At 72.7% G+C, this 26,796-nt stretch carries 26 protein-coding genes; 5 read left to right on the top strand and 21 right to left on the bottom strand.

Translation table 11 applies throughout. From position 1 onward, the window contains the following. Window positions 1-30: 30 nt before the first annotated feature. The 6 genes from ACZ3IJ_RS12220 to ACZ3IJ_RS12245 form a co-directional block, all read right to left on the bottom strand. On the bottom strand, window positions 31-1,419 hold the full coding sequence (locus ACZ3IJ_RS12220) for a DEAD/DEAH box helicase (RefSeq protein WP_467467591.1): 1,389 nt from the start codon (window positions 1,417-1,419) through the stop codon (window positions 31-33). Between the two features lie 83 nt (window positions 1,420-1,502). Further along, entirely contained in the window at window positions 1,503-1,706 is a 204-nt protein-coding gene (locus tag ACZ3IJ_RS12225; RefSeq protein ID WP_015031667.1) for a cold-shock protein, read from the bottom strand. Between the two features lie 452 nt (window positions 1,707-2,158). Then, window positions 2,159-2,926, bottom strand: a complete 768-nt coding sequence (locus tag ACZ3IJ_RS12230; protein ID WP_467467592.1) for a metallophosphoesterase family protein — start codon at window positions 2,924-2,926, stop codon at window positions 2,159-2,161. Beyond that, window positions 2,923-3,180: a hypothetical protein gene (locus ACZ3IJ_RS12235; RefSeq protein WP_467467593.1), complete on the bottom strand. Its 258-nt coding sequence runs from the start codon at window positions 3,178-3,180 to the stop codon at window positions 2,923-2,925. Before ACZ3IJ_RS12235 ends, ACZ3IJ_RS12230 begins: the two co-directional genes overlap by 4 nt. Next, entirely contained in the window at window positions 3,177-3,788 is a 612-nt protein-coding gene (locus tag ACZ3IJ_RS12240) for a nucleotidyltransferase family protein (protein WP_467467594.1), read from the bottom strand. The genes ACZ3IJ_RS12235 and ACZ3IJ_RS12240 overlap by 4 nt, the downstream gene beginning before the upstream one ends. Window positions 3,789-3,847: 59 nt before the next feature. Continuing rightward, complete coding sequence (locus tag ACZ3IJ_RS12245; protein ID WP_467467595.1) at window positions 3,848-4,294, bottom strand: SRPBCC family protein; 447 nt, start codon at window positions 4,292-4,294, stop codon at window positions 3,848-3,850. Between the two features lie 234 nt (window positions 4,295-4,528). On the opposite strand from ACZ3IJ_RS12245, the gene ACZ3IJ_RS12250 reads away from it, so the two are divergent. Continuing rightward, the gene (locus ACZ3IJ_RS12250; RefSeq protein ID WP_467467596.1) at window positions 4,529-5,623 is read left to right on the top strand and encodes a baeRF3 domain-containing protein; all 1,095 of its coding nucleotides are present in this window, start codon (window positions 4,529-4,531) and stop codon (window positions 5,621-5,623) included. 70 nt (window positions 5,624-5,693) lie between these two features. Here ACZ3IJ_RS12250 and ACZ3IJ_RS12255 read toward each other — a convergent pair whose 3' ends face one another. The 12 genes from ACZ3IJ_RS12255 to ACZ3IJ_RS12310 all read right to left on the bottom strand — a co-directional run bounded on the left by ACZ3IJ_RS12255 (window position 5,694) and on the right by ACZ3IJ_RS12310 (window position 16,321). After that, the gene (locus ACZ3IJ_RS12255; protein ID WP_467467597.1) at window positions 5,694-6,182 is read right to left on the bottom strand and encodes a DUF1269 domain-containing protein; all 489 of its coding nucleotides are present in this window, start codon (window positions 6,180-6,182) and stop codon (window positions 5,694-5,696) included. 106 nt (window positions 6,183-6,288) lie between these two features. Next, window positions 6,289-7,305 carry a Rieske 2Fe-2S domain-containing protein gene (locus ACZ3IJ_RS12260; RefSeq protein WP_467467598.1) on the bottom strand — a complete coding sequence of 339 codons (1,017 nt, stop codon included), beginning with the start codon at window positions 7,303-7,305 and terminating at the stop codon, window positions 6,289-6,291. A gap of 2 nt (window positions 7,306-7,307) precedes the next feature. After that, a complete protein-coding gene (locus tag ACZ3IJ_RS12265) occupies window positions 7,308-7,532 on the bottom strand; it encodes a recombinase-like helix-turn-helix domain-containing protein (RefSeq protein WP_467467599.1) in 225 nt (74 codons plus the stop codon). Between the two features lie 32 nt (window positions 7,533-7,564). Next, a complete protein-coding gene (locus ACZ3IJ_RS12270; protein WP_467467600.1) occupies window positions 7,565-8,503 on the bottom strand; it encodes a PDR/VanB family oxidoreductase in 939 nt (312 codons plus the stop codon). Between the two features lie 35 nt (window positions 8,504-8,538). Continuing rightward, window positions 8,539-10,164, bottom strand: coding sequence for a thiamine pyrophosphate-binding protein (locus tag ACZ3IJ_RS12275; protein WP_467467601.1), 1,626 nt, complete (start codon window positions 10,162-10,164; stop codon window positions 8,539-8,541). A 9-nt stretch (window positions 10,165-10,173) separates the two neighbouring features. Next, window positions 10,174-10,962 (bottom strand): SDR family oxidoreductase, encoded by a 789-nt coding sequence (locus ACZ3IJ_RS12280; RefSeq protein ID WP_467467602.1) that lies wholly within the window; start codon window positions 10,960-10,962, stop codon window positions 10,174-10,176. Between the two features lie 19 nt (window positions 10,963-10,981). Beyond that, on the bottom strand, window positions 10,982-11,722 hold the full coding sequence (locus ACZ3IJ_RS12285; protein ID WP_467467603.1) for an SDR family oxidoreductase: 741 nt from the start codon (window positions 11,720-11,722) through the stop codon (window positions 10,982-10,984). After that, window positions 11,715-12,236 carry a cupin domain-containing protein gene (locus ACZ3IJ_RS12290; protein ID WP_467467604.1) on the bottom strand — a complete coding sequence of 174 codons (522 nt, stop codon included), beginning with the start codon at window positions 12,234-12,236 and terminating at the stop codon, window positions 11,715-11,717. Before ACZ3IJ_RS12290 ends, ACZ3IJ_RS12285 begins: the two co-directional genes overlap by 8 nt. Further along, the gene (locus ACZ3IJ_RS12295; RefSeq protein WP_467467605.1) at window positions 12,227-13,060 is read right to left on the bottom strand and encodes an alpha/beta fold hydrolase; all 834 of its coding nucleotides are present in this window, start codon (window positions 13,058-13,060) and stop codon (window positions 12,227-12,229) included. The genes ACZ3IJ_RS12290 and ACZ3IJ_RS12295 overlap by 10 nt, the downstream gene beginning before the upstream one ends. Beyond that, window positions 13,057-13,860 carry an aspartate dehydrogenase domain-containing protein gene (locus tag ACZ3IJ_RS12300; protein ID WP_467467606.1) on the bottom strand — a complete coding sequence of 268 codons (804 nt, stop codon included), beginning with the start codon at window positions 13,858-13,860 and terminating at the stop codon, window positions 13,057-13,059. Before ACZ3IJ_RS12300 ends, ACZ3IJ_RS12295 begins: the two co-directional genes overlap by 4 nt. Further along, window positions 13,857-14,804 carry a VOC family protein gene (locus ACZ3IJ_RS12305; protein WP_467467607.1) on the bottom strand — a complete coding sequence of 316 codons (948 nt, stop codon included), beginning with the start codon at window positions 14,802-14,804 and terminating at the stop codon, window positions 13,857-13,859. Before ACZ3IJ_RS12305 ends, ACZ3IJ_RS12300 begins: the two co-directional genes overlap by 4 nt. A gap of 32 nt (window positions 14,805-14,836) precedes the next feature. Further along, on the bottom strand, window positions 14,837-16,321 hold the full coding sequence (locus tag ACZ3IJ_RS12310) for an aldehyde dehydrogenase family protein (protein WP_467467608.1): 1,485 nt from the start codon (window positions 16,319-16,321) through the stop codon (window positions 14,837-14,839). Window positions 16,322-16,560: 239 nt separating this feature from the next. On the opposite strand from ACZ3IJ_RS12310, the gene ACZ3IJ_RS12315 reads away from it, so the two are divergent. The 3 genes from ACZ3IJ_RS12315 to ACZ3IJ_RS12325 all read left to right on the top strand — a co-directional run bounded on the left by ACZ3IJ_RS12315 (window position 16,561) and on the right by ACZ3IJ_RS12325 (window position 19,378). After that, on the top strand, window positions 16,561-17,940 hold the full coding sequence (locus ACZ3IJ_RS12315; protein ID WP_467467609.1) for an MFS transporter: 1,380 nt from the start codon (window positions 16,561-16,563) through the stop codon (window positions 17,938-17,940). 215 nt (window positions 17,941-18,155) lie between these two features. Next, on the top strand, window positions 18,156-18,692 hold the full coding sequence (locus ACZ3IJ_RS12320; protein ID WP_467467610.1) for a MarR family winged helix-turn-helix transcriptional regulator: 537 nt from the start codon (window positions 18,156-18,158) through the stop codon (window positions 18,690-18,692). Between the two features lie 65 nt (window positions 18,693-18,757). Then, entirely contained in the window at window positions 18,758-19,378 is a 621-nt protein-coding gene (locus ACZ3IJ_RS12325) for a GNAT family N-acetyltransferase (RefSeq protein ID WP_467467611.1), read from the top strand. Between the two features lie 4 nt (window positions 19,379-19,382). Here the strand turns inward: ACZ3IJ_RS12325 and ACZ3IJ_RS12330 are convergent, their stop codons facing one another. Continuing rightward, window positions 19,383-20,111 carry a DUF6215 domain-containing protein gene (locus ACZ3IJ_RS12330; RefSeq protein ID WP_467467612.1) on the bottom strand — a complete coding sequence of 243 codons (729 nt, stop codon included), beginning with the start codon at window positions 20,109-20,111 and terminating at the stop codon, window positions 19,383-19,385. A 289-nt stretch (window positions 20,112-20,400) separates the two neighbouring features. On the opposite strand from ACZ3IJ_RS12330, the gene ACZ3IJ_RS12335 reads away from it, so the two are divergent. Then, the gene (locus tag ACZ3IJ_RS12335) at window positions 20,401-20,886 is read left to right on the top strand and encodes a VOC family protein (RefSeq protein ID WP_467467613.1); all 486 of its coding nucleotides are present in this window, start codon (window positions 20,401-20,403) and stop codon (window positions 20,884-20,886) included. A gap of 23 nt (window positions 20,887-20,909) precedes the next feature. Here ACZ3IJ_RS12335 and ACZ3IJ_RS12340 read toward each other — a convergent pair whose 3' ends face one another. Together ACZ3IJ_RS12340 and ACZ3IJ_RS12345 are read right to left on the bottom strand one after the other, a co-directional pair. Next, window positions 20,910-25,037: a molybdopterin-dependent oxidoreductase gene (locus ACZ3IJ_RS12340; protein ID WP_467467675.1), complete on the bottom strand. Its 4,128-nt coding sequence runs from the start codon at window positions 25,035-25,037 to the stop codon at window positions 20,910-20,912. A gap of 421 nt (window positions 25,038-25,458) precedes the next feature. Further along, the gene (locus ACZ3IJ_RS12345; RefSeq protein WP_467467614.1) at window positions 25,459-26,754 is read right to left on the bottom strand and encodes a serine hydrolase domain-containing protein; all 1,296 of its coding nucleotides are present in this window, start codon (window positions 26,752-26,754) and stop codon (window positions 25,459-25,461) included. Between the last annotated feature and the right edge of the window lie 42 nt (window positions 26,755-26,796).

Below are 26,796 nucleotides of genomic sequence, written 5' to 3' on the forward strand. Positions count from 1 at the left end.
GGGCCGGGCGCGCGGCGCGGACTCCCTGCCCTAGCGGCCGCGGCGGATCCGGGCGGCCTGCCGGGCCTCGGCCGTCTTGCGGGCCTCGGCGGAGCGCCGCGACTCGTTCTTCGCGCGGCCGGGCTTGCCCGGAACGGTTCCGATGCCGCGGAAGGGCGCGCCGCCGCGCTTGGGGCCCTCCGTGCTCGGCGCGGCGCCCTCGACGGGCAGGCCGGAAGGGGCCCTGGCGCCGGTGATACGGCTCAGCTCGGCCTCGCCGGAACGGACCTGGGTGACGCGGGCGCGGATCCCGGCCTCGCCCATGAGCCGGACCACGTCCTTGCGCTGGTCGGGGAGGACCAGCGTGACGACGCTGCCGGACTCGCCGGCCCGGGCGGTCCGGCCGCCGCGGTGCAGGTAGTCCTTGTGGTCGGCGGGCGGGTCGACGTTGACGACGAGATCGAGCTGGTCGACGTGGATTCCGCGCGCGGCCACGTTGGTGGCGACGAGGACGCTGATGTCACCGCTCCTGAACCGCTCCAGGGTGCGGTTGCGCAGCGGCTGCGACTTTCCGCCGTGCAGCGCCTCCGCGCGCACTCCGCTGCCCCGCAGGTGCTTGGTGAAGCGGTCGACGGAGGCCTTGGTGTCCAGGAACATGATCACGCGCCCGTCGCGGGCGGCGATCTCCGTGGCGGTGGCGTACTTGTCGGCGCCGTGCACCTGGAGGACGTGGTGCTCCATGGTGGTGACGGCGGCGGCGGAGGGGTCGACCGAGTGCACGACCGGGTCGTGGAGGTAGTTCCGCACCAGGTGGTCGACGTTGCGGTCGAGGGTGGCGGAGAACAGCATGCGCTGGCCGTCCGGGCGTACGAGGTCGAGCACCTCGGTGACCTGCGGAAGGAAGCCCATGTCGGCCATCTGGTCGGCCTCGTCGAGGACGGTGATGTCCACGCGGTCCAGACGGCAGTCCTTGCGCTCGACGAGGTCGTTCAGACGGCCCGGGGTCGCGACGAGGACCTCGGCGCCTTCGCGCAGCGTGGCGGCCTGACGGCCGATCGACATGCCTCCGACGACGGTGGCCAGGCGCAGCTTCAGGACGCGGGCGTACGGCGTGAGCGCGTCGGTGACCTGCTGGGCGAGCTCACGCGTGGGGACGAGGATCAGGGCCCGCGGCTTGCGCGACTCGGCACGGCGGCCGGCGGTGCGCGCGAGCAGCGCGAGGCCGAACGCGAGGGTCTTTCCCGAACCGGTGCGTCCGCGCCCGAGGACGTCACGTCCTGCGAGGGCGTTCGGCAGCGTGGCGGCCTGGATCGGGAAGGGCGTGTCGACACCGAGCTCGGTGAGCAGCGCCAGCACCTCGGAGGGCAGGTCGAGCTCGCCGAAGGCGGCGACCGCGGGGAGGGCCGGGGTGTGGGTGACCGGGGGTGCGAATTCGTTCATCAGAGTGACCTCGTCCGAAAATGCGACGAGCTGAGGCCCTCACCTCGTCGGTGAGGACCCCAGCTGCGTCGGAAGGCTCGGCGTCAGGCGGGGAGGATGTTCTCCGCCTGCGGGCCCTTCTGACCCTGGGTGACGTCGAAGGTCACCTTCTGGCCCTCCTGGAGCTCACGGAAGCCGGAGGTCGCGATGTTGGAGTAGTGGGCGAACACGTCCGGGCCGCCACCCTCCTGCTCGATGAAGCCGAAGCCCTTTTCCGAGTTGAACCACTTCACGGTGCCATTAGCCATTTTAAATCTCCTTCGAGGCACTACCCGGGGATCCACACCGCGTGAATCCCGGCGTCGCCGCGCGATTGCCCCGTCCGGAAACAGCACCGAAAATACAAAAAGTGCCTGGCGAATTGAATTCACCCAAGGCACTTGAAGTTTATTGGGAACCACAACTGCAACTGAGTCGACTGTAGCACGGTGTGGTCGAACGTGCACGGAATTCGTCACTCCGCGTCGCTTCGGGCCACGTTCGGCCCGCACGCGCCCGCCTCTGCGCGGCCCCCGCTCCGGCCTGCCGGTTCTCCGTCGAACGCGCCCCGCACGCGCCCCGGACGCCGTCAGCCGGTGACGGGCCGGACGACCCGGCGACGGTGGTGGCCGGAATTCCGGCTCGAAACCTGGGCGTTGGACGTCGTTCCCTCGATTTCGGCTGACGTTCGGGAAATCGCGGTGGCGGCCCGGCGTGTCGGTCAGGCCGTCAGAGGGAGGTGGTAGAGGGCGTAGGCCTTGCCGATCACGGGCTGGGCGACGTTGCGGACCCTGATACCGCCCGCCGTCATGCCGTGTTCGGTACCGAGATGGGCGTGGCCGTGGACCGCGAGGTCGGCGCCGGCCTCGTCCATCGCCTCCGCGAGGAGGTAGCTGCCGAGGAAGGGGTAGATCTCGCGTGGCTCCCCCGCGAGGGTGTCCGGCACGGGCGAGAAGTGCGTGAGCGCGATCCGGAGTGCGCAGCCCTCGTCGGCCAGCTCGGTGAGCGACCTCCGCAGGGCGTCCGCGCTGCGCCGGGTGACGCGTACGAAGTCCTTCATCTCGCGCTCTCCGAACTCGCCGGCGGAGCGGCCGGCGAAGCCGCCGCAGAACCCCTTCGCCCCGGCGACACCCGTCTTCCTCCCGTACAGCGACAGAACGGTGGCCGTGCCCTCCAGGACGGCGACACCGGCGTCCGCGAGGACGCGGGAGACCGCCTCCTCCTGCTCGGAGTGGTGGTCGTGGTTGCCCAGCACCGCGACCACGGGGACGCCCAGGTCCTCGACCTCGCCGGCCACCACCTCGGCCTCCGCGACGGTCCCGTGGCGGGTCAGGTCGCCCGCGAGGAGCAGCAGGTCCGCGCGGTCCGGGAGGGTCGCGAAGGAGGGGCGGAGCAGACCGCGCGAGTCGGGGCCGAGATGGATGTCGCCGACCGCGGCCACGCGCACGACGGCCCCGGTTTCGGGCGCGCCGCCGGCGGGGGCGCTCACGGCAGGTCCTCGTGGCCGTCGGGGGGTTCCGCGCTCGCGACGCCCAGATCGGCCAGGACGGGCATGCCGGCCAGCTCGGAGTCGGCGATCCGAAGGATCTCCTCCCGGTGGTCGGCCGTCGGCAGGGTGCCGGAGAGGAGGACGGCCTCACCGCGCATCTCGATCCGTACGCCCAGTTCGGCCGTGTCCCCGCCCGCCAGCCGTTCCCGGAGCCGGGCGATGCGGTACTCGCCCGCGTCGCGCGCGTTCGTCACGTCTCCTCCTCGCCGGGGATCACGCCGAGCCGTTCCAGGAGGTACAGGAAGGCGGCCGGCATCGGTTCCTCGCCGTGTTCCTCGCGCAGCCGTGCCCAGTCCACGCGCTCGCGCAGCCCGCGGGCGACGGGCAGCAGGGCGCCGAAGTCGCAGTGGTGCTCCGACAGCGCCGCCAGGCGGCTGCTGAGGAGATCGGTGGGGGCGAGGACGGGCATGTGCACGGAGTCCACGGGCAGCGACTCGGCCCGTTCGAGGAGTTCGGTGGTGACCGGCCGGTTGGCGAGCGCGAAGATGAGGTCGATCTCCTCGCCCCGCGTCCGGGCCTTGACCAGCCAGTCCTCGGGCGGCCTGACGATCTCGACCTCATGTTCCTCCAGCGCCTTCACGACGTCCTCGGCGTCCTCGCGGCGTACGGCGAAGTCGGTGTCGTGCTGGAGCGTGAGCGGGATGCCGTGGGCGTAGACCGCGACGCTGCCGACCAGCGCGAAGGGGTGACCGGACGCCTTCAGGAGGGAGCCCACGCGTTTCGTGGCCTCCAGGATCGCCTGTGTGTGATCGGCGGGAAGGGTGTCCTCCCGGGAGCGGGCCGTAGCCGGGTCTGCGTTCATCGCCTCTCTCCGTCCCGCGCCCTGTGCGGGGGCCTCGCGGCTACCCGCGCGGGCCGCGCTCACACCCGCGACGCGTGTTCGCGGACCGCGATCTGGGCCAGTTTCGTCAGCATCATGCCGTTGCGGACCGCGACGATGTAGTCCACCGGGAGGCCGTGCATCCGCGTGCCGGGTCCGCGCAGGGGGTGCCAGTCGAGGGTGAAGAGCGTGTTCTCACCCCAGGGCGTCAGGTACATGGCGATACGGGCCGCGCCGAAGGGCTCCGCCTTCGCCTCCAGTTCGAGGCGGCGCTCCGGTTCGCAGATGCGGACCACGCAGGTGTCGTCGAGCGTCATGGGCCCGACGCCGACCCGGACCTTCAGGCGGGCGCCCACGTCCGGCCAGTGCGGGTCCGCGGCCAGGACCTGCTGGGTGCCGGTCACCCACTGCCCGTAACGGCGGCCGTCGGAGAGGAGGCGCCAGACCTCGGACGGCGAGCTCAGGATCAGACGGCGGTTCCGGGCCACGCTGGTCACGCTCCTTCCGGGTACGACGTCCAGCCTGGCGCCTGCCGGGAGCCCGCGCAGTCCGGCAGGCCCGAACGGAGCCGGCGTCGCGCCCGTGGAGCAGCCTCGGCCCGCACGACGCGCCGACGCGCGCATGCGGGCATATCGTGCGTTCTGATTGGCCGGTTTCCCAGGAGGCCCGTGTGCCGCGGCCCCGTCCACGCCCCTGCGATCGCCCACGAAAGGCCTGCTCCCATGCATCCTGCGCTCAGCACCGAACTGCTCGCGAAGCTGCGTCAGCCACGCCCTTATCCGGCGATGTCGCTCGTGATGCCGACGCACCGCCGGGAGCCCGACAACACCCAGGACCCCGTCCGGCTCCGCAACCTCGTGGCCCGGGCCGGAGAGCTGGTCGAGCAGGACCCGGCGGTGACCCGCGAGCGGCGGCTCGACGTGCTGAGCCAGCTGGAGCAGGCCCTCACCGAGGTCGACCTCGCCCACGCAGAGGACGGTCTCGTGATCTACGCGGCCCCCGGGGAGCACCTGGTGTGGACGGTGGCGCGGACGGTCCCGGAGCGGGTCGTCGTCGCCGACACCTTCCTCACGCGCCATCTCGTCGCCGCCCAGGCCGCCGAGCAGCCCTTCTGGGCGCTGACCGTGGCCGCCGACCGGGTCGCCCTGTGGAGCGGCGACCAGGAGGGCGTCCACGAGCACACCGCGGACGGCTTCCCGCGGACACGGAGCCTGGCGGACCCCGACGCCGAGCGCAAGGAGCAGATCGGCGACGTGCCGAGCACGTTCCGGGACGAGCAGACCCGTCACTTCCTGCGCGAGGCGCACGAGGCGATGCGCGTCGTGCTCAGCTCCTCGCCCCGCCCCCTGTACGTGATCGGCGAGGCGGCGGCGATCGCGCTCCTGGAGGAGGTCGGACCGCTGGCCAAGGACACGACGACCGTCCGGAGCGGCGGCCTGGGCTCCGGACCGGCCGCGGCCGTGTGGCAGGCGCTGGAGCCGCTTCGTACGGCACGACGGGAGTCCGACACGGCCGCCGTGGTCTCCGAGCTGGAGGCCGCGCAGGGCCGCCGCGAGTTCTCCGGAGGAGTCGACGAGGTGTGGGTGGCCGCGAAGGAGGGCCGGGTGCGCCTACTGGCCGTGGAGGAGCACTACCAGACGGTCGTACGCGACTACGGCGACCACCTCGAACCGGCCGACCCCACCGACCTCGACTCGCGGGACGACATCGTGGACGAGATCGTCGAGCAGGCCCTGTCGACCGGTGCGGCGGTGCGCTTCGTCCCCGACGGGACGCTGTCCGGCTCGGGCCGGATCGCCGCCGTCCTGCGGTACTGACCGCTCACGGCGACAGCTCTGTGGGGCGGTACGGAGAGTGTCTCCGTACCGCCCCACAGGGGATCGGCGGCTACGCGCCGGCCAGCTGCTCCACGAGCGCCTGCTCGTCCTGCTCCGAGAGCGACGTCTTGAGAACGGTGCCGCCGTAGGACTGCATGGCGGCCGCGAACTTGTCCTCGGTGACCTTCGAGGCCATGATCACCACGGCGGCGGAACCGGGCTTGAGCAGGGAGTCGACCTTGCTGCGGAAGTCCTTGTCCACTCCCATCTGGTTGAGCTTGCCGATGAGTCCGCCCAGCGCGGCGCCGACCACACCGAGGCCCGGCGTGAGGACGAGGATCCCGAAGACCAGGCCCCACAGCGCGCCCGCGGTGGCGGAGAGGGCCACCTTGTCCATCCTCGAGGGCGTGTCGACGTGGGTCTCACCGTCCTGGTCGACCGTGACGACGGCGAGCCCGCCGAGTTCGACGACATGGTTGCTCTGGAGCTCCTGCACCGTGTGGAAGGCCTTCTTCGCGACGGAAGGCTCGTCGTAGCCGATAACGATGAGCTCGGACATGGTCATCTCCTTTGCCATCAAACCAGTCACTTCGCACCTTATGCCCACATTCGAGCGAGGGCATCAGACGCGCGGACGGATCGGCCCCGTACGGACTGACGGCCGTTCAGACCGCCGCCGACGACTGGGATTCGGCCCCGGCGCGGTACAGCCTGCGCAGGCGCACCACGCCGAGGTCGTGCTGGTACAGGTTCTCGCGCTGGTCGGCGTCGACGGGCATCCCTTCGAGCATCACGCGGTCCTGCTCCAGGACCTCCCAGTGCCGCTTCTCGATCAGGGTCCGGTAGAGGAAGCGCCAGGAGTCGCGCTGCCAGTCCTGGACCGTGCGGTAGCGCCAGAAGAAGACGCCGGTGCGTCCGGCGTCCACCGGGCAGACCATGCCGACGATGCCGAAAGGACCGCCGGGGCCCGCCGAGGGCGGGTACGGGATGGACAGGTCCACCCAGTCCACCCCCGTGCGGCACAGCTCGACCCAGTCGAAGTTGACGCCCCTCTGGTCCGTCTTCTCGAAGAAGTAGCCGCGGTCGGTCTCCCGGATGCGGAACTTGGCCGTGGTGTCGCCGTCGAACATCGTGTGGGACTCGTGGTGCAGGAAGGCGCCGTGCATCGGGTCGAGCAGGTTCTCCACCGCGTACCGCCAGGGCACGTTCCACTCGGCGTAACAGAGGAAGGCGTCCGTCTCCGGATCGACGAGCGGGTCGGGGAGTTCCAGCGGCACCGGCTCGGGGTGCTCCTCGTCGCCGAAGTAGGCGAGCACCGCGCCCGCCACCTCGCGCACCGGGAGCGAGGTGACCAGCTTCTTGCCCTCCAGGTTGCAGCCCGGCAGCCCCGGCACGGAGGAGACGGTGCCGTCCGTCTCCACCTCGACGCCGTGGTACCAGCAGGCCACCCGGTCGCCGAGGTGCTTGCCCAGGGAGAGCGGTGCTCCGCGGTGCGGGCAGCGGTCCGCCAGCATGGCGAGCGTGCCGTCGGAGCGCCGGAACAGGAGCCACTGCTCGCCGAGCGCGGTGACCTTACGCATCTCGCCCGGGGCGACGAATCGCGAGGGGACGACGGGGTGCCACTGGTTGCGCAGGCCGTGGGCGTGGATGTGGTCCGCGGAAGCGGTCGTGGACAGCGTCATGGTCAGGCTCCCAGTCGGTGCATCTCGGCGCGGAAGGAGGTCTCGGTCCACGGCTGCCCGTCCGGGGCGTGGACCTTGCGGGTGTTGAGCCCGCGGACCACGTCGGGCAGTTCGTGGCCTTCGTTCGTGAAGACCTCCTCGAGCGTGGCGGCCAGCTTGTACTCGTACGGGCTCGGCTCGCGCGTACGGCTCTGGTGGATCTCCAGGTAGGGCCAGGCGTCGGTCATGGTGGCTCCAAGCGGGGAGTGGGGCGGAGGGGTCAGAGGTCGAGGACGAGCCGGCCGGAGATGCACCGCGAGACGCAGATCATCATCGTGGCGTTCGCCGTGTGCTCGGCCTCGCTCAGGAGGAAGTCGCGGTGGTCGGGGACACCGTCGACGACCCGGGTCTCGCAGGAGCCGCAGATGCCGTCCCGGCACGAGCTCCGGACGTCCAGACCGGCGGCCTCGGCGGCCTCGAGGATCGAGGTCTCCGCACCGACGGCGAGCGTCAGCCCGGAGGCGCGGCACTCGACTTCGAACCCCTCGTCCTCTCCCCCGCGTTCGACGACGGGCGCGGAGAACCGCTCGATCCGCAGGCGCTCCGGTGGGCAGCGCTCCTCGACGGCGGCCAGGAGCGGCGCGGGGCCGCAGGCGTAGACGAGCGTGTCCTCGTCGAGGCCGGCCAGCGCCGCGTCCAGGTCGATGTGTCCGGCCTCGTCCTGGGGTACGAGGGTGAGGGCGCCGCCGCCCAGCGCCGTGAGCTCGCAGGTGAAGGCCATGGAGGCGCGGGTCCGCCCGCCGTGGACGAGCCGCCAGGGGGCCCCGCGGCGGGCCGCTTCCCTCGCCATGGCGAGGATCGGTGTGATGCCGATGCCGCCGGCCACGAAGAGGTAGCGCCCGGCGTCCCCCAGCGCGAAGTGGTTGCGCGGCTCGGAGACCGTGATCTGCTGGCCGGGGCGGAGAACGGTGTGCACATGGCGCGAACCGCCCCTGGAAGACGCCTCGTTGAGGACGCCGATCCGGTACACCCCGGCCGACCGCGGGTCGCCGCACAGGCTGTACTGCCGTACGAGTCCGCCGACGTGCACGTCGACATGGGCGCCCGGGGTCCACGCGGGCAGCGGCTTCCCGTCCGGATGGACGAGCTCGACGGAGAGGACGCCGTCCGCCTCCCACGTCATCCGGTGGACGACCAGCCGCAACGACTTCTCGCTCATGCTCTGCTGCCTCCTGACTGTCTTGGGGACGGGGCCTACTGGCCCGGGATCCGTACGGGCGGGGTGAACGGGTTCTTCATGGGTCCGAGCGCCGCGAGGTCGACCTCGACGAGCACGGGCCCGTCGCCGGCGACGGCCTCCGCGAGCACCGGCTCCGCGTGCTCCTCGGCCGCGATGCGCAGGTACGGCAGACCACAGGCGTGGGCCAGCGCGGCGAAGTCGGGGGTGACGAGGTCGACGCCGGAGCGGCGCTCCGCGTACCGGTCCTGCATGTTGCGCAGGACGCCGTAGCCACCGTCGTTGAAGACGAGGAGCGTGAGACGCGGCCGCTCCTGGGCGAGCGTGAGGAGTTCGCCGAGGTGGACGGCGAGTCCGCCGTCGCCGGCCATCACGACGGTCGGTGTCCCGGGGCGGGCGAGGGCGGCGCCGACGCCCATCCCGAGGCCCTGCCCGATGCCGCCGCCGCGCGGGAAGACGTTGTCCCGGGGGTCGTAGATCTCCAGGAGCCGGTTGCCCCAGCTGCTCGACGGGATCGTGACGTCGCGGGCGACGACCGCCTCGCGCGGCAGCACGGCCCGCAGCGCATCGCAGATCGCGGCCTGGGGGCCGATGCCGTCGTGCAGGGCGGCCCGCACATCGGCGCGTACGGCGGCGGCCCGCTCCGTCCAGCCGTCCTCGGCCGGCCGGGCGTGCGGGACGAGGCCGTCGAGGACGGCTCGGGCGTCGCCGTGCAGGGGGTGGGTGGCGGGGTGGACCCGGCCGAGGGCGGCCGCGTCGGCGTCGATCTGGATGTGGGCCGTGGGCAGCGGGAGCGTGTAGTCGGCGGTCTCGTTGGAGCGGAAGTGCGTGCCGACGGTGAGGAGCAGGTCCGCGTCGGCGAGCAGGGCGCGGACGGGCGGAGTGGTGGCGAAGTTGCCGACGACCTGCGGGTGGTCCTCGGGGATCGCGCCGCGCCCGGAGTTGGAGGTGACGAGGGCCGCGCCGGTCGCTTCGAGGAGCCGGGTCAGCTCACGGCGGGCGCGGACCGCACCGCCGCCGGCCCAGATCACGGGTCGGCGCGCGGAGGCCAACAGGACTCCGGCCGAATCCAGTTCACCTTCCGTGGGGGACGGGAGGAGGGGTGCGGGGAGGGCGTACGGGGCGTCGGTCTGGGCCGCGTACTGGAGGTCGATCGGCCACTCGACGCTCGCCGGTCCGCCCGGCGTGGCCAGCGCCGCGCGCGCCGCCTCGCGCAGGATCCGTCCCGCGTGCCGTGTGTCGGGGATGCTCGCCGCGTACGCCGAGACGGCGGTCAGCATGCCCAGCTGGTCCTTGGTCTCGTGGATGAACCCCCGGCCGCTGCCGAGGAACTCGCTCTCCACCTGACCGGTGACGTGCAGCACGGAGCTGCCCGCGCTGAGCGATTCGACGAGCGATCCCGCGGCGTTTCCGGCGCCGGTGCCGGTGGAGGTGAGCGCGCAGCCGATCGAGCCGCGAGCCCGTCCGTAGGCGTCCGCCGCGTTCACGGCGGACGCCTCGTGGCGTACGGGGACGAACCGCAGGTCGCGGTCGACGGCCTCCACCAGCGGCAGGTTGTGCACGCTGACGATGCCGAAGACGGTGTCGATGCCGAGTTCGCGCAGGACGGCGACGAGGAGATCGCCTCCGTTGTCGTGACGCATGGTGTCTCCTCAGAGGATGGAGCGGCCGACGCCGCCGCAGACGTCGATGGCGGTGCCGGTGATGTACGAGGCACGGGGTGAGAGCAGCGCGACGACCGCGTACGCGACCTCCTCGGCGCGGCCGAGCCGGCCGAGCGCGATCCCCCGGTCGGCGGCGAGTTCCGCCTGCCACTCCTGGTAGCCGATGCCCGGGTCGGCGGCGGCGTGGCGGCGGGTCCACTGGCCGGTGTCGACGAGGCCCAGGCAGACGGAGTTGACCCTGATGCCCTCGGCGGCGAGCTCGGCCGACAGGGACTTGGAGAGGTTGAGGATGCCGGCACGGGCGGCGCTGGTGGTGATCAGCCGGGTCTCGGGCTGCTTGGCGAGTACGGCGTTGATGTTGACGACGCTCGCCGCGTCGGAGGCGGCGAGATGGGGGCGCGCCGCGTGCAGCGGGTTGAGGACGCCGGCGAACTTGAGTTCCAGTTCGTCGCGCCAGTCCTCGGCCGTCGCGTCGTCCAGCCCCTTCATCCGGGACTGACCGGCGTTGTTGACGAGTCCGTCGACGCCGCCGAACTCCTCGGCGGTACGCCGGACGAAGGCGTGCACGGCGTCGGCGTCCCGGATGTCGCAGACGCCGGTCAGCAGCCGGTCCGGTCCGGCGCCGAGGGGCGCGGCCACGTTCTTCAGCCGCTCGGCGTCGCGGCCGCAGGTGGCGACGCGAGCGCCTTCGTCGAGCAGGGCGCGGACCGTGGCCAGGCCGACACCCGAGCTGCCGCCGGTGACCACGATGGTGCGGTCGGCGAGGCCCAGATCCATAACGCGTGACTCCTACAGCTCAGTTCATGGTGAAGCCGCCGTTGACGGCGATCACCTGTCCGGTCAGATAGCGGGACTCCTCGCCGAGCAGGAAGGAGACGATCCCGGTGATGTCCTCCGCCTGTTGCGCCCGGCTGACGGCCCGGTTCGCGCGGTAGAGGTCGTGCCGCTCGGCGGGCACGGTCTCGGTGGCCTCGCCCTCGGTGAGACCGGGGGCGACCGCGTTCACGGTGATGCCGCGGTCGCCGAGCTCGCGTGCCATCGCCCGGGTGAGGGCGATGACCGCCCCCTTGGAGGCGATGTAGTGGGCCAGCCGGGGAGAGCCGTAGAGGGCCGCGTCGGAGGCGATGTTGACGATGCGTCCGGGTGCTGTGAAGAGCGGGTGGAGCACCTTCGACACCAGCCAGGGGCCGCGGGCGTTGACCGTCATGAGCCGGTCCCAGACCTCGATGTCGATGTCCTGGAACTCCCTGCCGCCGACCCCGTTGGCGAGGGCCGCGTTGTTGACCAGCCCGTACAGCGGGCCCAGGGCCCGTACGGTGGTCGCCAGGCCGTCCACCGACGCCGGGTCGGCGACGTCGCACCGTACGGCGTGGGCGTCCAGGCCCTCCGCGCGCAGCCCGGCGGCGGCGCGCTCTCCCCGGTCGGCGTCCAGCTCGGCGAGGACGACCCGGAAGCCGTCGGCGCCGGCCCGGCGGGCCATGGCCAGTCCCAGGCCACGGCCCGCCCCGGTGACGACGACGACCCGAGGGTCAGTCACGGGTGACCCCGTGCATCGGGGAGTACGCGGGGTACGACGGCACCTGCGGCTTCTGCGTGCCGATGACGACGCAGAACAGGGCGTCGGTGTCGCCCTCGTTCTTCAGCGAGCGGGTCACCCCGGCCGGGACGACGATCATGTCGCGGTAGCCGAGGGTGCGGTACTCGACCTCGTCGGGGCCGCGGTGGATGCCGACCCTGACTTCACCCTCGAGGACGAAGAACGCCTCCTCGACGTCGTGGTGGGTGTGGGCCGGGCCCTCGGCTCCGGGCGGCAGCAGCATGTTGGAGAAGGTGAAGCCGCCGGACGGGATGATGCGGCTGTCGCCCTCGTGGTTGCCGGTGGCGCCCGAGCCGACGTACCGGATCTGGCCGCGGCGGTACTGCGGGCCGGCCTTCTCCTGGAAGGAGAGGGTGTCGAAGTCCGCCACGCGGGACTGCTTGGTGGCGATGAGGGAGTCGGTGTACGCGGCGAGGTCGTCGCCGTCGTCGTAGGCGGTGGTGGTCAGCGGCATGGTGACAACTCCTGTTCGGATATGCGTGCGGTGATGCGGAGGTGGGAGAGGACCCAGGCGTTGAAGCGGCCCGGCTGCTCCTGGTTGGCCAGGTGACCGGCGTCCTTGACGATCACGAAGGCGGTCTTGTGGAGGGCCCCGGCGAGGACCTGGCTCGCCTCGGTGCCGGTGACCGTGTCCTGGTCGCCGCAGAGGACGAGCGAGGGCGCGGCGATCGAGGCCAGTTCGGGGCGGAGGTCGGCCGAGGCCATGGACTCGGCTGCGTACGCGTAACCGGGCAGCCTGACCGAGTCGGCCATCGTGTCGACGACCCGCCGGACGAGGGCGTCCGGGGCGCCGGGTGACACCAGGCGCGGTCCGCGGGCCTCGGCGAAGGCGCGCGGGCCGAGTTCGGCCAGCTCGGTGGCGCGGGCCCGCATGGCCGTGGCCTTCGTCGGGTCCGTACCCGAGCCGGGGCTGGAGTCGGCGACGACGAGGGAGTCGACGAGTCCGGGATGGCGGGCGGCGAGCCGCAGCGCGATCACACCGCCCCAGGAGACGCCGAGGACGTGCGCGCTCGTGCCGCGGGCGCGGATGACGGCGGCGGCCGCGTCGGCGAAGTCGTCCAGGGTGAGCTCGGCCTCGGGGTCGGGCGAGGCGGCGTAGCCGGGGGCGTCCCAGGCCACGACCCTTGCGTACGAGGAGAGTTCGGCGAGCTGCGGCGCGAAGGCGGCCGAGGAGGACCCGATGCCGTGGAGGCAGAGCAGCAGCGGGCCGCGCTCGCCGGCCTCCTCGACGTGCACGTCGAGGCGCCGTCCGGTACGGAGGCCGGCGTGGACGGTCACAGGATCTGTCCCGTCCGCCCGGCGAGCGCCGCGAGGCTGCGGAGCACCGCGTACGGCACGACCCGGCTGGTGGCGGGGTTCTCCGCGTCGGGCACGTGCCGGACCTCGAAGCGGTACGCGCCGTGCGGGCCGGACGCCTCGATGACGTGCCGGGTGTGGTGCGCGGCGGGGTCGGCGACGACCCGGACCCGCACAGCGTCCAGGTCGCCGACGGCCAGCGCGACCGACGCGGCCACGTTCGTCGACTTCGGGAACTTCACCGGTACCTCGCGCGCGGTGCCGGACATGACCTCGACCGGTCCGGTCGCCGTGCGCATACGGGTCAGCAACTCCGCCTCCATCCACGGCTGTTCGAGGGTCGACGGCAGCTTGGTGGTGGTCAGGCGGACCTCGTCGAGCGGGCCGAGCGCACGGGCCGCCTGGAGCAGGTCGAGCCCGCCGACGGCGCCGCCCGTGAAGTACACGCGCCCCGGTCCCGCCGCGAGGAGGCGCTTGGCGAGCTCCTCGTCGGTCATCGCCCCGCTGGAGGCGATCAGCAGGTCGGTGCCGGAGGTGAGGACGCGCTCTCCCCACTCCCGTACGACACCCTGGCCCGCGGCCTCCACGACCAGGTCGCAGAGGTCGAGCGCCTCCTCGAAGGGGACCTGCGGCGCGGGCGCCGTCTCCCCGAGGGGACGGTTGTCGACGACGCACACCAGCGTGGCGCCCTCCACCCGCCCCTCGGCGAGCGCGGTGCCGACGATCCGGCCGATCGCCCCCCAGCCGACCACTCCGACCCTGCGTACGCGTGCGGTGCTCATGCGGTGTCCTTCCGGGCGTCGACGGGGGCGAGCGGGCCGGGGTCCGGCGTGCCCGCCATGTGGCAGCGGATCTCCTTCGACGGCGGACCGGCCGTACCCCAGAGGTCGGAGAGCTCCGGCACGCGCCGCCATACCCGGGCGATCCAGGTGTCCTCGACGATCTGCGCGACCTCGGAGGTGTACTCGCAGACGAGACCGGACGGGTCGGTGAAGTAGGAGAAGGTGTTGTTGCCGGGGCCGTGCCGTCCGGGGCCCCACTGCGGGGTGATGCCGTGGTGGCGGAGCCGCCCGAGGCCGCGCATGAAGTGGTCGACCGAGCTCATCTCGTACGCGACGTGGTTCAGCGAGGTCCACTCGGCCTGGTTGAAGGCGATGCAGTGGTGGTCCGCGTTGCAGCGGAGGAACGCCATCTGGTGCTCGGACCAGTCCGAGACGCGCAGTCCGAGGACGTCGCGGTAGAAGGCGACGGCGGCGTCGATGTCGGTGGTGTTCAGCACGGCGTGCGTGACCCCGACGGGCACCGCGCCGTCCCGGCCGCGGGGGGCGACGGCCTCGACCTGGGCGCTGATCTCGACGAGCCGCCGCTCGGGGTCGGTGAACCGCAGGCCGTAGCCGCCGCCCGCCTGGTCCAGAGGGCCGGGTCCGAAGACGGGGACGATGCCGCGCGCTTCGAGGCGCCGGGCGGCCTCGTCGACCTCGGCGGGCGTGGCGACGGAGAAGGCGAGCCGGCCGAGGCCCACCCGCTCGCGCTCGGTCAGCTGCAGGACGTGGTGCTCGTCGCCGGTCCCGCGCAGCCAGCGCGCGCCGCTGTCGGACTCGACGGTCTCGAGTCCCCAGACCTCCTGGTAGAAGTCGGCGGCCTCGGTGAAGGCGGGGGTGTGCAGCTCGACGTAGCGCAGCGAGCGGAGGCGGGCGATCGGGCCGGGCGGCGGTGAGGGGTGCATGTGTCTCTCCAGACGGGGCGGGCGTGCCTGTTTCAGTTGGCCCAGGGCAGGGGCGCGTCGGAGGTGCCCCAGTAGAGGGACTTCTGGCGCTGGTAGGCGCGGATGGCGTCGCGGCCCTTCTCGGTACCGAGACCGCTCTCCTTCCAGCCGCTGAACGGTGTGGCGGCGCTGAACTGCTTGTACGTGTTGATCCAGACGGTCCCCGCGTCGATGCGGCGGGCGAGCCGCCAGGCGGCGCGGGCGTCGCGGGTCCAGATGCCGCAGGCGAGGCCGTAGACGGAGTCGTTGGCCTGGCGGACCAGGTCGTCCTCGTCCTCGTACGGAAGCGCGACGAGGACCGGGCCGAAGATCTCCTCCTGGCAGGTGCGGGAGGAGTTCGGCAGGCCGTCGACGACGGTCGGCAGGTAGTACGCGCCGTCCCGGTAGCGCTCTCCCTCCGGGGCCGATCCGCCGCACAGGACCCGTCCGCCCTCGGATCTGGCGAGGTCGACGTAGGCGGCGACCGCGTCGCGGTGGCGGTGGTGGACCAGGGGGCCGACCTGGGTGGCGGGGTCGGTGCCGGGACCGACCCGAAGCTTCCGGACGCGTTCGACGAGCTCGCCGACGAAGGAGTCGTAGATCTCCCGGGCGACGAAGAGCCGCGAGCCGGCGATGCAGGACTGACCGCTGGAGGAGAAGATCCCGAACAGCACACCGGCGAGCGCCTGCTCGACGTCGGCGTCGGCCCGGACGACGGTCGGCGACTTCCCGCCCAGCTCGAGCGAGGCGGGGATCAGCTTCTCCGCCGCGACGGCGGCGATCGAGCGGCCCGTCGCGGTGCCTCCGGTGAATCCGATGCGGGCGACGAGGGGGTGGCGTACGAGGGCGTCGCCGACCACCCGGCCGCTGCCGGGGAGCACGGAGAGCAGCGCCGTGGGCAGGCCGGACTCCTCCAGGGCCTTGGTGATCAGCCTGCCGAGGGCGAGGGAGACCAGCGGCGTCCAGGCGGCCGGCTTGAGGAGGACCGCGTTTCCCGCGGCGAGGGCGGGCGCGATCTTCTGGGCGTCGCTGGCGATGGGCGAGTTCCAGGGGTTGATCGCCCCGACCACCCCGATCGGTTCGTGCACGCTCATCGTGACGTACGCGCCGCGGGAGGGGGTGAGGGAGTCCTCGGCGGTCTCCAGCGCGGCAGCCGTGTAACGGAACGTGCCCGCCGCGCTGAGGGCGAGGGCCCGGGTCTCGGTGAGGGTCTTGCCGGTGTCGGCGGTCTGCAGGGCCGCGAGCTCGTCGGCCGCCTCCTCGGTGAGCGCGGCGATCCGGTGCAGGAGGCGGGCGCGCTCGTGCGGGAGCAGGTCTCGCCAGCGGGGGTCGGCCACGGCCGCGGACGCGGCCTCCGCGGCCTCGGCGACCTCCTCCGCGGAGGCGGATCCGACGGTGGCGAGGAGCCGTCCGGTGGCCGGGTCGACGGTGTCGAGCGGTTCGCCCGCACCGCGTCGCCACTGGCCCGCGATCAGGATGTCGGTGGGGTTGTGGGGCACGGGCGAACCTCCTGGCGAAGCCGTTCTCGAAGTGCTTGAAATCTAAGCACTTAAATAATCTGACGCAAGACCCTCGGCTCGAAATCGTTGCCCGACAGGTCTTGAGCGTGGAGCGGGCCCGCCGCGAGGATGTGGGGCGAGCCGGCGGGTTCGAGATTACTAAGCCCTTAACCATTGACCGCTTAGATAGCTGAACCTACTGTCTCCGCAACTTCTCTGTTCGCGGAAGGACCCCCTCCATGACGACTGTGGCCGGCAAGCCAGCCCTCGGCTCGATAGCCGCGCGCCTCGAACGACTGCCGCACTCGCGCTGGCACGTCAAGGTGCGATTCCTGATCGGCGCCGTCACCTTCTTCGAGGCGTTCGACCAACTGTTGGCCGCCTCCGCACTGCCCGTCCTGATGAAGGAGTGGAACCTCACCACCGGGCAGGCCACCTTCGCGGTGACCGCCGCCTCGATCGGCATGCTCCTCGGCGCGCTCGGCGCCGGATGGCTGGGCGACCGGATCGGCCGGGTGCGCACGGTCGCTCTCGGTGTCGCCGTCACCGGCCTCGCCAGCCTCGCCGTCGCGTTCTCCGGCTCCATCGAGACCTTCTCGCTCTTCCGGTTCGTCCAGGGGCTCGGCATCGGCGGGGTGGTCCCCGTCGCCGCCACGTACATCAACGAGATCGCGCGCTCCGACAAGCGCGGCCGCTTCGTGCTGCTCTACGAGATGATCTTCCCGGCCGGTCTCGCCGCGGCGACGCTGGTCGCCGTCTGGGTCGTCCCCAACCTCGGCTGGCGCGCCATGTTCGTCATCGGCACCCTCCCGGTCCTGATCGCCGCCGCACTGCCCCGCCACGTCGAGGAGTCCCCGCGCTGGCTCCTGGCCCGCGGCCGCACTCAGGAGGCCGAGGCGGCCATCGCCCGGATCGAGGCCCAGGTGGGCCGCGCCACCGCCGAACCGCTGCCGGCACCCGCGCCCGCACCGGCTGCCGGAGCCTCCGAGGACGCCGCGCCGGCCGGCCGTCTGCGCGACCTGTTCCGGGGCCGCTACCTGCGCCGCACGGCCGTGCTCTCCGGGCTGTGGTTCGTCGCGTACTACGTCAACCACGGCATCTCGACCTGGCTGCCCTCGCTCTACACCAAGCAGTTCGGCCTCGATCTGACGACGGCCCTCGTCTACACGCTGCTGAGCAACGTCACGGGCCTGCTCGGCACCTTCCTGGTCGCCCTGCTGATCGACCGCATCGGCCGCCGGCCCGCCCTGATGGCCGCTCTCGTCGGAGGCGCGCTCTCGCTGGGCGTACTGGCCCTGGCGGGCGCGACGTCGGGCGGCCAGGTCGCCGCCTTCGCCTCCTGCACGACCTTCTTCCTGTACGCGATCAACGCGGGGCTCTACCTGTACTCCCCCGAGCTCTACCCGACGGCCAACCGGGCCAAGGGCGCCGCGTTCGGCGGCCTGTGGAACCGGCTGGGCGTCGTCCTCGGGCCGGTCGTCGTCGGCACGATCATCGGCGCGGGCGGCAGCCTGTCCCTGGTGTTCGCACAGCTCGCGGCGGTGGCCCTGGTCGGCGCCGTGATCGCCTGGTTCGCCGTCGAGACCAAGGGCCGGACGCTGGAGGAGCTCAACAGCTGACGCCGGACGTCGTTCGACCAGCCCCGGGGCCGGCGGTCTCCCGTCGCCCCGGGGCGTTCGGCGTCCGGTCGCCGTGGACTTCGGCCTCCGGCCCCTGTGGGCCTCGGGGCCCCGACGCCCCCGGCGCCCCCGGCGCCCGAATGCCTGAGCGGTAAGATTCTCAGCGCTGTGAGATGCCGGAGGGGTGCCGGCCGGAGCCGTACGAGGGGATGACCATGGCTGCATCGAAGCCGGCGAGCCGCGACGCGGTGGCGAAGGTGATGGAGGACTGGGCGCGTGAACGCCCGGAGCTGGACACGAGCCCCCTCGACGTTCTCGCCCGCCTGCACCGCACCTTCCTCCGCTACAACACCCGGATCACCGCGTCGATCGAGCGGCACGGACTCTCCGTGGCCGGGTTCGACGTGCTCACCGCGCTGCGGCGCGCGGGTGAGCCGTACCGGCTGACGGCGGGACAGCTCGCCGACTCCGGCCTCGTCTCGTCCGCGGGGGTGACCCTGCGGATCGACCGCCTGGAGAAGGACGGCCTGATCGTGCGCGAACGGGACGCCGACGACCGGAGGGTCGTCTACTCCCGCCTCACCGACCACGGCCTGGCCACCGTGGACACGGTCTTCGCCGAGCACCTCGACAACGAACGCCGGATGCTCGACGCCATGTCGCCCGCCGAGCGCCGCCAACTCGCCCGCCTCCTCCGGAAGCTGGAGACGTCCATCCTCGACTCGGACGAGCCGCAGGCGACCGGCGAGTGACGGGAGCGCGGGCGGGCGTCCCGACCGGGACCCCGCCGCGCGGTCCAAGATCATCGGGGCGCAGAATGACCCGTATGTCGACAACGAACATTCCGCAGACGGCGACGATCGACGACGCCCCGCTGATCGGCCGCGCGTTGACCCGCGCCTTCGACGACGACCCGATGATGCGTTGGTTCTTCCCGGACGACGTCTCGCGCGAGGCGGCCCTCGGCCGCTACTTCACCACCCTGTTCACCCGGCAGTACGTCCACCACGCGGTGTGCGAGCGCACCGCGGCGGCGGCGGCCTTCTGGGTGCCGCCGGAGGCGCAGGCCAAGGCCGTTCCGGACGCGGAGACGATCCAGGAGCTGCAGAACATACTCGGTGACCGGGCGCCCGTGTTCGGGGCCGCGGTCGAGGCCGCCGCCCAGCACACGCCCCAGGAGCCGCACTGGTACCTGGCGCTGATCGGCGCCGACCCCGCGGCCCAGGGCCAGGGCCACGGGGCCGCGCTGCTGCGCTCCGGACTGGCCAAGGCCGACGCGGCGGGGCTGCCCGCCTACCTGGAGTCCTCCAAGCCGGACAACCTGCCCTTCTACGAGCACTTCGGGTTCCGGGTGCGCGAAGAACTGCGGTTGCCGGGTGGCGGCCCGGTGCTGTGGGCGATGTGGCGCGAGCCGCGCACCCCGTCCTCCTGGCGGTGACCGGTCACTGCCGCGCGGCGCTCGCGGGGGTCCACCCCGGGAGCGTCGGCAGGATCGTCTCGGCGACCCGGAGGAGCACCGCGTCGTCCGGCACCGCGCCGTCCTGGCGCCAGAGGGTCACCTCGTAGGAGCCGCCGCCGTCCTCGGCGTCCCGGGCCACGACGACGGTGCGGGCCGGGACGCCGGGACCGGTCTCGGCGTCGCTCCCGTCGAGGCGGAAGCGGATGCTGATCGTCTGGTCGGAGTAGAGGACCGCCGGGCGGCCCAGCACCGCGCGCTCCTCGGCGCTGTGCCCGCCGAACGGGGTGTACCCGGCCACCGGACGCCCGTCGTAGGTCGCCGCGAGCGTCACGGTGTAGGTCGGGAACTCGACCTCGGAGGTGGGCGTGGCGATGTCCCGGGCCTCGCCCGTGAGTCCTGGGGAGCCGTCGCTGCCGTTCGCGGACGTCGCCATCTCCCCGGGAGTGCCCAGGAGCCGGGCGAGATCGGGGCGGTTCAGCGCCTCGCAGAGCTGGTCACCGGAGAGCCGCCCGCGTGCCTCGGCGGTGCTCCCCCGCGTCGTGGCGGGTTCCCCGTCCGAGCACGCCGCGGGCCGCGGCGGGCCGCCGCCCGTGTCGGACGTCTCCCCCAGGGCCCACGCGCCGAGCCCCAGCGCCGGGACCAGCAGCAGACCCGCGACGACCTGTCCCCACACGCCCGCGCCCTTCGGTAGCGCGTCGATGTCCTCCGCCATGTCCCCCACCTGCAGTGATCACCCGACGAGTGCCGGGGCCGGGGCACACTAACCCGTGATCATCGGGCGGACAAGGGAGTTGTCGCGGCCCGCCCCACAGCGGCCGGGGCCCGGGAGGCGGCGAGCGCACCGGCTCGGAGGCCGGGGCAGCGGCGGACGAGGGGCGGCCCTTCGGGGTATGCGGCCGCGGGGCGCCGCGCGGCGTGGGCGGGGCCCCGGATGTTCGGGATATCAGTGGTCGCATGCGACGGTCGGCGGTGATCGTCCCCCTGCGAAAGGCGGAGCTCCGGTGAGCGTGAAGCCCGTTCCCGAGGACTATCCGAGCGTCACTCCCTATCTCTGTGTCGACGGCGCGGCGGCGGCGATCGACTTCTACGTCTCCGTGCTCGGCGCGGACGAGCGGATGAGGATGCCCGCTCCCGGCGGCAGGATCGGCCACGCCGAGCTGGCGCTCGGCACTTCGATGCTCATGCTCGCGGACGAGTTCCCCGACATCGGCTTCCGCTCGCCGAAGGCGGTGGGCGGCACCCCCGTGACCCTGCACGTGTACGTGGAGGACGTGGACGCGGTCTTCTCCAGGGCACTCGCCGCCGGCGCGACGGAGCTGTCGCCGGTCAAGGACGAGTTCTACGGCGACCGGACGGGCCAGTTCGAGGACCCCTTCGGTCACCGCTGGAGCGTCGCCACCCACGTGGAGGACGTCGCTCCGGAGGAGATGGAGAAGCGGGCCCAGGAGGCACTGCGCTCCCTGGACTCCTCGCCCGACGGCGGCTGACCTGAAGCCGGGGCGCACGGGGGTCAGTAGACGTCGCGGACGTACCGCTTGTCGGCGGCGAGCTGCTTGACGTACACCGCCGCCCCCTCCTCGTCGAGACCGCCGTGGGCCACGGCGATGTCGCGCAGCGCCCGGTCGACGTCCTTGGCCATCCGCGAGGCATCGCCGCAGACGTAGAAGTGCGCGCCGTCCTGCAGCCAGTTCCAGAGCTGGTGGCCGTGCTCGCGCATCCGGTCCTGTACGTAGACCTTGGCGCGCTGGTCGCGCGAGAAGGCGGTGTCGAGCCGGCTGAGCGTCCCCCCGGCGAGGAAGGCGCCCAGCTCGTCCTCGTACAGGAAGTCCGTGGCGCGGTGCTGCTCCCCGAAGAAGAGCCAGTTCGGGCCCCCGTGGCCGCGGGCCCGGCGTTCTTCGAGGAAGCCGACGAAGGGCGCCACCCCCGTCCCCGGGCCGACCATGACCATCGGCGTGCCGGGGTCGGCCGGGGGCCGGAAGTGGGGTGAGCGCTGGACGAAGACCGGCACGGCGGCGCCGAGCGGCGCATCGGCGAGGAACGGCGAGCAGACTCCCTTGCGCGGGTGGCCGTGGAGGTTCTCGTACCGGACCACGGAGACCGTCAGCGCCACCTCGTCGGGGTCGGTGAGCGGGCTGGAGGAAATGGAGTACAGGCGCGGCTGGAGGCGCTTGAGGACGCTCGCCCACTCCTGCGCGGTGGCGCGGACCGCGTGCTCGGCGATGACGTCGACGGCCTGCCGGCCCCAGGACCAGCGGGCGAGCTCGCCCTTGTTGTCGGGGCGCAGCAGCTTCTTCAGATCGCGGTCGCCGGTCCGTTCGTTGACGAAGGCCAGGAGGCCGGGCGTGAGCCGGGTGATGTCCAGGTGCCGGTGCAGGGCCTCGGCGAGACCGACCGCGCCCAGCCCGGAGACCTCGACCACGGCCGCGGGATCGACTCCGGTGACCGCCAGCCATTCGTTCACGAGGTCGGGGCAGTTGACGGGATGCACACCGAGGGCGTCCCCGGCCTCGTAGGGGAGCGGACTCTCGCTGTCCCGGGTGTCGAAGGTGAACCGGCGTACCTCCTTGCCCGCCCCTTCCAGGCTGAGCAGTCGGTTGCCCGTCAGCCGGGCGGTGGCAAGGGCCTGCCGCGGTGTGCGGAGAGGTGTGCCCGGCGGCGTGGGCGTGGCGGGCGGCCTGGGGGTGGCGGGCGGCGCGGCCTCCGGCGCCGGATCTCCGGTGAGCCGGTCGAGGACCTGCTCCAGCCAGGCGTCGGCGGAGTCGTCGTCGTCCGGTTCGCAGTCGGCGCGCGGTGCCAGGCGGACGGCGCCCAGCTCGTCCAGGCGCCGGTCCAGACGCCGGCCGTGGCCGCAGAAGTCGTCGTACGAGGAGTCGCCGAGGGCGAGCACGGAGTAGCGCCGGCCCTCCAGGCTCGGAGGGTCCGCGGCGGTGAGCGCGTCCCAGAAACCGGCGCCGTTGTCCGGGGCGTCGCCGTCGCCGAAGGTGCTGGTGATGAGCAGGAGGTCGGCGGCGGGCGGCAGGGACGTCGGATCGGCGCCGTCCATACCGAGGAGCGCGGCGCGATGGCCCGCCGCGGCGAGCCGCTCGGCGGCGGACGCGGCGAGCCCTTCGGCGTTGCCCGTCTGGGACGCCCAGAGCACGACGACCTCACGGCCGGTGGTCCTGGCGGCGCCTGCCGCGGGTTCCGTGACGGACTGCGGCGCCCGGGAGTACAGGCCCGCGAGCGCGCCGTTCACCCAGCGGGCGTGCTCCTCGCTGAACGGCGCGCCCGGCGGCAGTACGGGAACCCCGGACGCCCCGGACGCCCCGGACGCCAGCCCCGCCAGGAAGCCCACCAGGTACTGGCGTTCGTGCTCGGCGAGCGCGGGCGGGGGCGTGGTGTCCAGGCCGAAGACGGCCGTCGCGGCGGGCAGGACGGCGGACGGCGCGAGCGCGAACGGCCCGGAGGCCGCGGACGGCCCGGAGGCCGCGGAGCGCCCGGAGATCGCGGACGGCCCGGAGATCGCGGACGGCTCGACGGCCGCGCCCCGCGCTGCGGGCGTCGGCGGCCCCTCCACGCGGGCCGCGACCCTGATCAGCGTCACCGCGCACATCTTGAACTCGGGCTGGAGGGAGAGGGGGTCGACGGCGTCGTTGGTCACCGCGTTGATGCTCACGTACTCGCCGAACAGGTCGTTCCAGTGGAACGGCGCGAAGCAGCACCCCGGGCGCACCCGGTCGGTGACGACGGCCGGCAGTACGGCCCGGCCGCGCCGTGAGGCGACCTCGACCGAGTCGCCTTCCCCGATGGCGAGGCGTTCCGCGTCCTCCGGGTGGATCTCGACGAACGGACCCGGGGCGAGCCGGTTGAGCGCCGGGACCCTGCCGGTCTTGGTGAGGGTGTGCCACTGGTGCTGGAGCCGCCCGGTGTTGAGGACGAACGGATAGTCGTCGTCGGGCATCTCGGCCGCCGGCAGGTGGGGGCGGGCGAAGAACACCGCGCGTCCGCTCGCCGTCGGGAACACCGGACCGCCGTCCTCCGCCAGGTAGCGGATCGGGTTGCGGTCCGGGCCGTCGGCGGCCGGGGCGGGCCACTGGACGGGCGCGACGCGCAGCCGCTCGTACGTCACTCCCCGCAGGTCGTACCCGGTCTTCGGGTTCGCGGCGCGCTTGATCTCCTCGAAGACCTCCTCGGCGCTGTCGTAGGAGAAGGCGTCCTCGTACCCCATCGCGCAGGCGATCCGGGCGATGATCCGCCAGTCCGCTAGCGCCTCCCCCGGTGGGTCGACGGCGGGCCGGGCGAGGGTGAGGGTGCGTTCGCTGTTGATCAGTACGCCCTCGGTCTCGGTCCACAGGGCGCCGGGCAGGACGACGTCGGCGTAGGCGTTGGTCTCGGTGTCGGCGAACACGTCCTGCGTGATGACGAGTTCAGCCGCCTCCAGGCCCTCGATGACGGTGCCGCGGTGGGCGACGGAGGCGACGGGGTTGGTGCAGATGATCCAGCAGGCCTTGATCTCGCCGTCGGCCATGCGCCGGAAGAGGTCGACGGTGCCCGTGCCGGAGCCGTCCTCGCGTACGGTGCCGGGCTCCAGCCCCCACAGCTCCTCGACGAACGCCCGGTCCTCGTCGACGAGCAGCGAGCGCTGCCCGGGGAGCCCGGGGCCCATGTACCCCATCTCGCGTCCGCCCATGGCGTTGGGCTGGCCGGTGAGGGAGAAGGGACCGCTGCCCGGCCGGCAGATCGCGCCGGTCGCCAGGTGGAGGTTGATCAGGGCGTTGGTGTTCCAGGTGCCGTGCGTGGACTGGTTGAGCCCCATGGTCCAGCAGCTCGTCCACTCTCCCGCCGTGCCGATCCACTCCGCCGCGCGCCGGATGTCGGCCTCCGGCAGCCCGGTGATCCCGGCGACCTTCTCGGGCGGGTAGTCGGAGAGGAAGGCCGGCATCGCGTCCCAGCCCTCGGTCCGCTCCGCGATGAAGCCGGCGTCCGTGTGCCCGTTCTCGTGCACCAGGTGGAGCAGCCCGTTGAGCAGGGCCAGGTCGGTGCCCGGGGTGATCTGGAGGAAGAGGTCGGCCTTGTCCGCGGTGGCGGTGCGCCGCGGGTCGACGACGATCAGCCGGGCACCGGCCTTCACCCGCTCCATCATGCGCAGGAACAGGACGGGGTGGCAGTCGGCCATGTTGGAGCCGATGACGAGGAAGACGTCGGCCCGGTCGAGGTCGTCGTACGAACCGGGCGGGCCGTCGGCGCCGAGGGACAGCTTGTAGCCGCTGCCCGCGCTCGCCATGCACAGCCGGGAGTTGGACTCGATCCGCCGTGTGCGTATGTAGCCCTTGGCGAGCTTGTTCGCGAGGTACTGCGCCTCCAGGCTCATCTGCCCGGACACGTACAGCGCGAAGGCGTCCGGTCCGTGCTCGTCGATGACGGCCCGCAGGCGCAGGGCCGTGTTCGTGATCGTCTCGTCCACCGGGGCGGGCCGGGGCTCGGCCCCGCGCTCCGGGCGTACGAGCGCGGTGGTCAGCCGGCCCGGCGCGGCCAACATCTCGGCTGTCGTCGCGCCCTTGGTGCACAGCCGGCCGCGGTTGGCGGGGTGTGCCTTGTCCCCCGAGGCCTTGCGGACGGTGCGGCGGCCGTCGGGGCCCGCGGCGATGTCGAGGAGCAGTCCGCACCCCACGCCGCAGTAGGAGCAGACGGTGCGGACCTGGGCGACAGCGGCCGACGAGTCCTGTGGGGGCACGGGCTGGGGCCTCTCTGTCGATCGAGCGTGGCCCCGACGGTACGCACCGTCCGTTGCGCCGGTGTGACCAGGGACGATCATGCTCGGTAACGCTCGTCACACACCCGCCCGACCGGCGGTGTGAGCCCGCGACGGGCGCGTGACGGGCCGGAGGCGGCGGCCCCGCCCCACCTGGCGGGGGTCGGCGTGATCGTCGCGGAATATGCCCGCGGTTCTTTCGTGCACGCCTCTTCTGCGTGCCGACGGCCGGTGGGAGGGTGGGGGTACGCGGTCCTCGCCATGGCCCCCGAGGTGGATCGCGCCCGGCCCCGCCCGCGACTGCGCGCGGGCGGGGCGGGGTCATGGATCAGCCGCGCTCGGGCAGGTCCTGCTCGGCCGGGAGCACCGAGAAGCCGCGCTCCGCCGGGGACGCGGACTTCGCCGTCACCGGCTTCTTGCCGCAGAACGCGGACTCCAGCGTTCCGCCCAGGGCGGTGTTGGCCTCACCCCGGTTCGAGGTGTTCGCCATCGCGGCGAGGCTGCGCCGGCCGTCCCGCGTGGCGAAGGCGTAGGTGTAGAAGCCCTGCACGGTCCCCGTGTGGCCGAACACCTGGGTGCCGCAGGACAGGTCGTAGCGGCGCAGACCCAGGCCGTAGAAGCGGGTGTTGGTGGCGTCCGTCGGGGTGACGGTCGTCATCGCGTCGAGCATCCTCGGCGACAGCAGCCTGCCCCGCATCAGCGCGGTCATGAAGGTGTTCAGGTCTGCCGGGTTGGAGATGATCGCCCCGGCCGACTGCGCCCAGGACACGGTCTGCTCCGTGGAGTCCACGAGCGCCGCGCCCGCCTCGTCGGGGTGCAGGTAGCCACGTGCGTGCAGCCCGTCGATCTGGGTGCCGGGGTGCACGTACGAGGTGTTCCGCAGACCCAGCGGCTCGATGATGCGGCGCCCGTACTCCTGGGCGACCGGACCGCCGGCGACCTTCTCGATGAGCATGCCGACGACCACGAAGTTCGCGTTCGAGTACTTGTACGCCACGCCGGGCTGCGTGGTGCGCGGCTCGGCCAGCGAGAGGTCCACCAGCTCCTGGTAGCTGAAGACCCGCTTCCGTACGGCCTCGAAGCCGGGCACGGTCTGGTTGAACATCTTGTCGGTGTAGTCCGCCAACCCGCTGCGGTGGGTGAGCAGATGACGCACGGTGATCCTGTCGTCGGGCAGCAGCCCGGGCAGGTAGCGGTTGACCGGCGCGTCCAGCTCCACCTTGCCCTCGTCCACCAGCTGCAGCAGGACGACGGAGGAGAAGGTCTTGCTGACGCTGCCGATCCGGAAACGCGCGGCGGCGTCCATGGGCGCGCCCGAGACACGGTCGCGGACGCCGAGGGTCTTCGTCCGCACGACTCTCGGACCGGTGAAGCGGGCCATGGCGCCGGGCGCGCCCTTGGCCATGGCCGCGTTCAGCGCGGCGGTCACACCCTCCATGTCGGGGGCGGGGCTGGTGGGCCGGGCGGCCGCCGCCGCGGCGGCCGCGTCGGAGGCGGTGGCCGAGGCGGTGGCGGAGGCGGTGGCGGGTGCGGCGGCCGCGCCGGTGGCGGGGACGACTCCGGCCGCGAGGGCGGCGAGCAGGGTTGTGCTGAGGGCAAGGCGTCGATGCGACGACAGGGGCACGTTTGATTCCTCGACTCGTTCGACACGGCACACGGGCTGGGG

It is taken from the genome of Streptomyces sp. NPDC013317 (genome assembly GCF_055563155.1).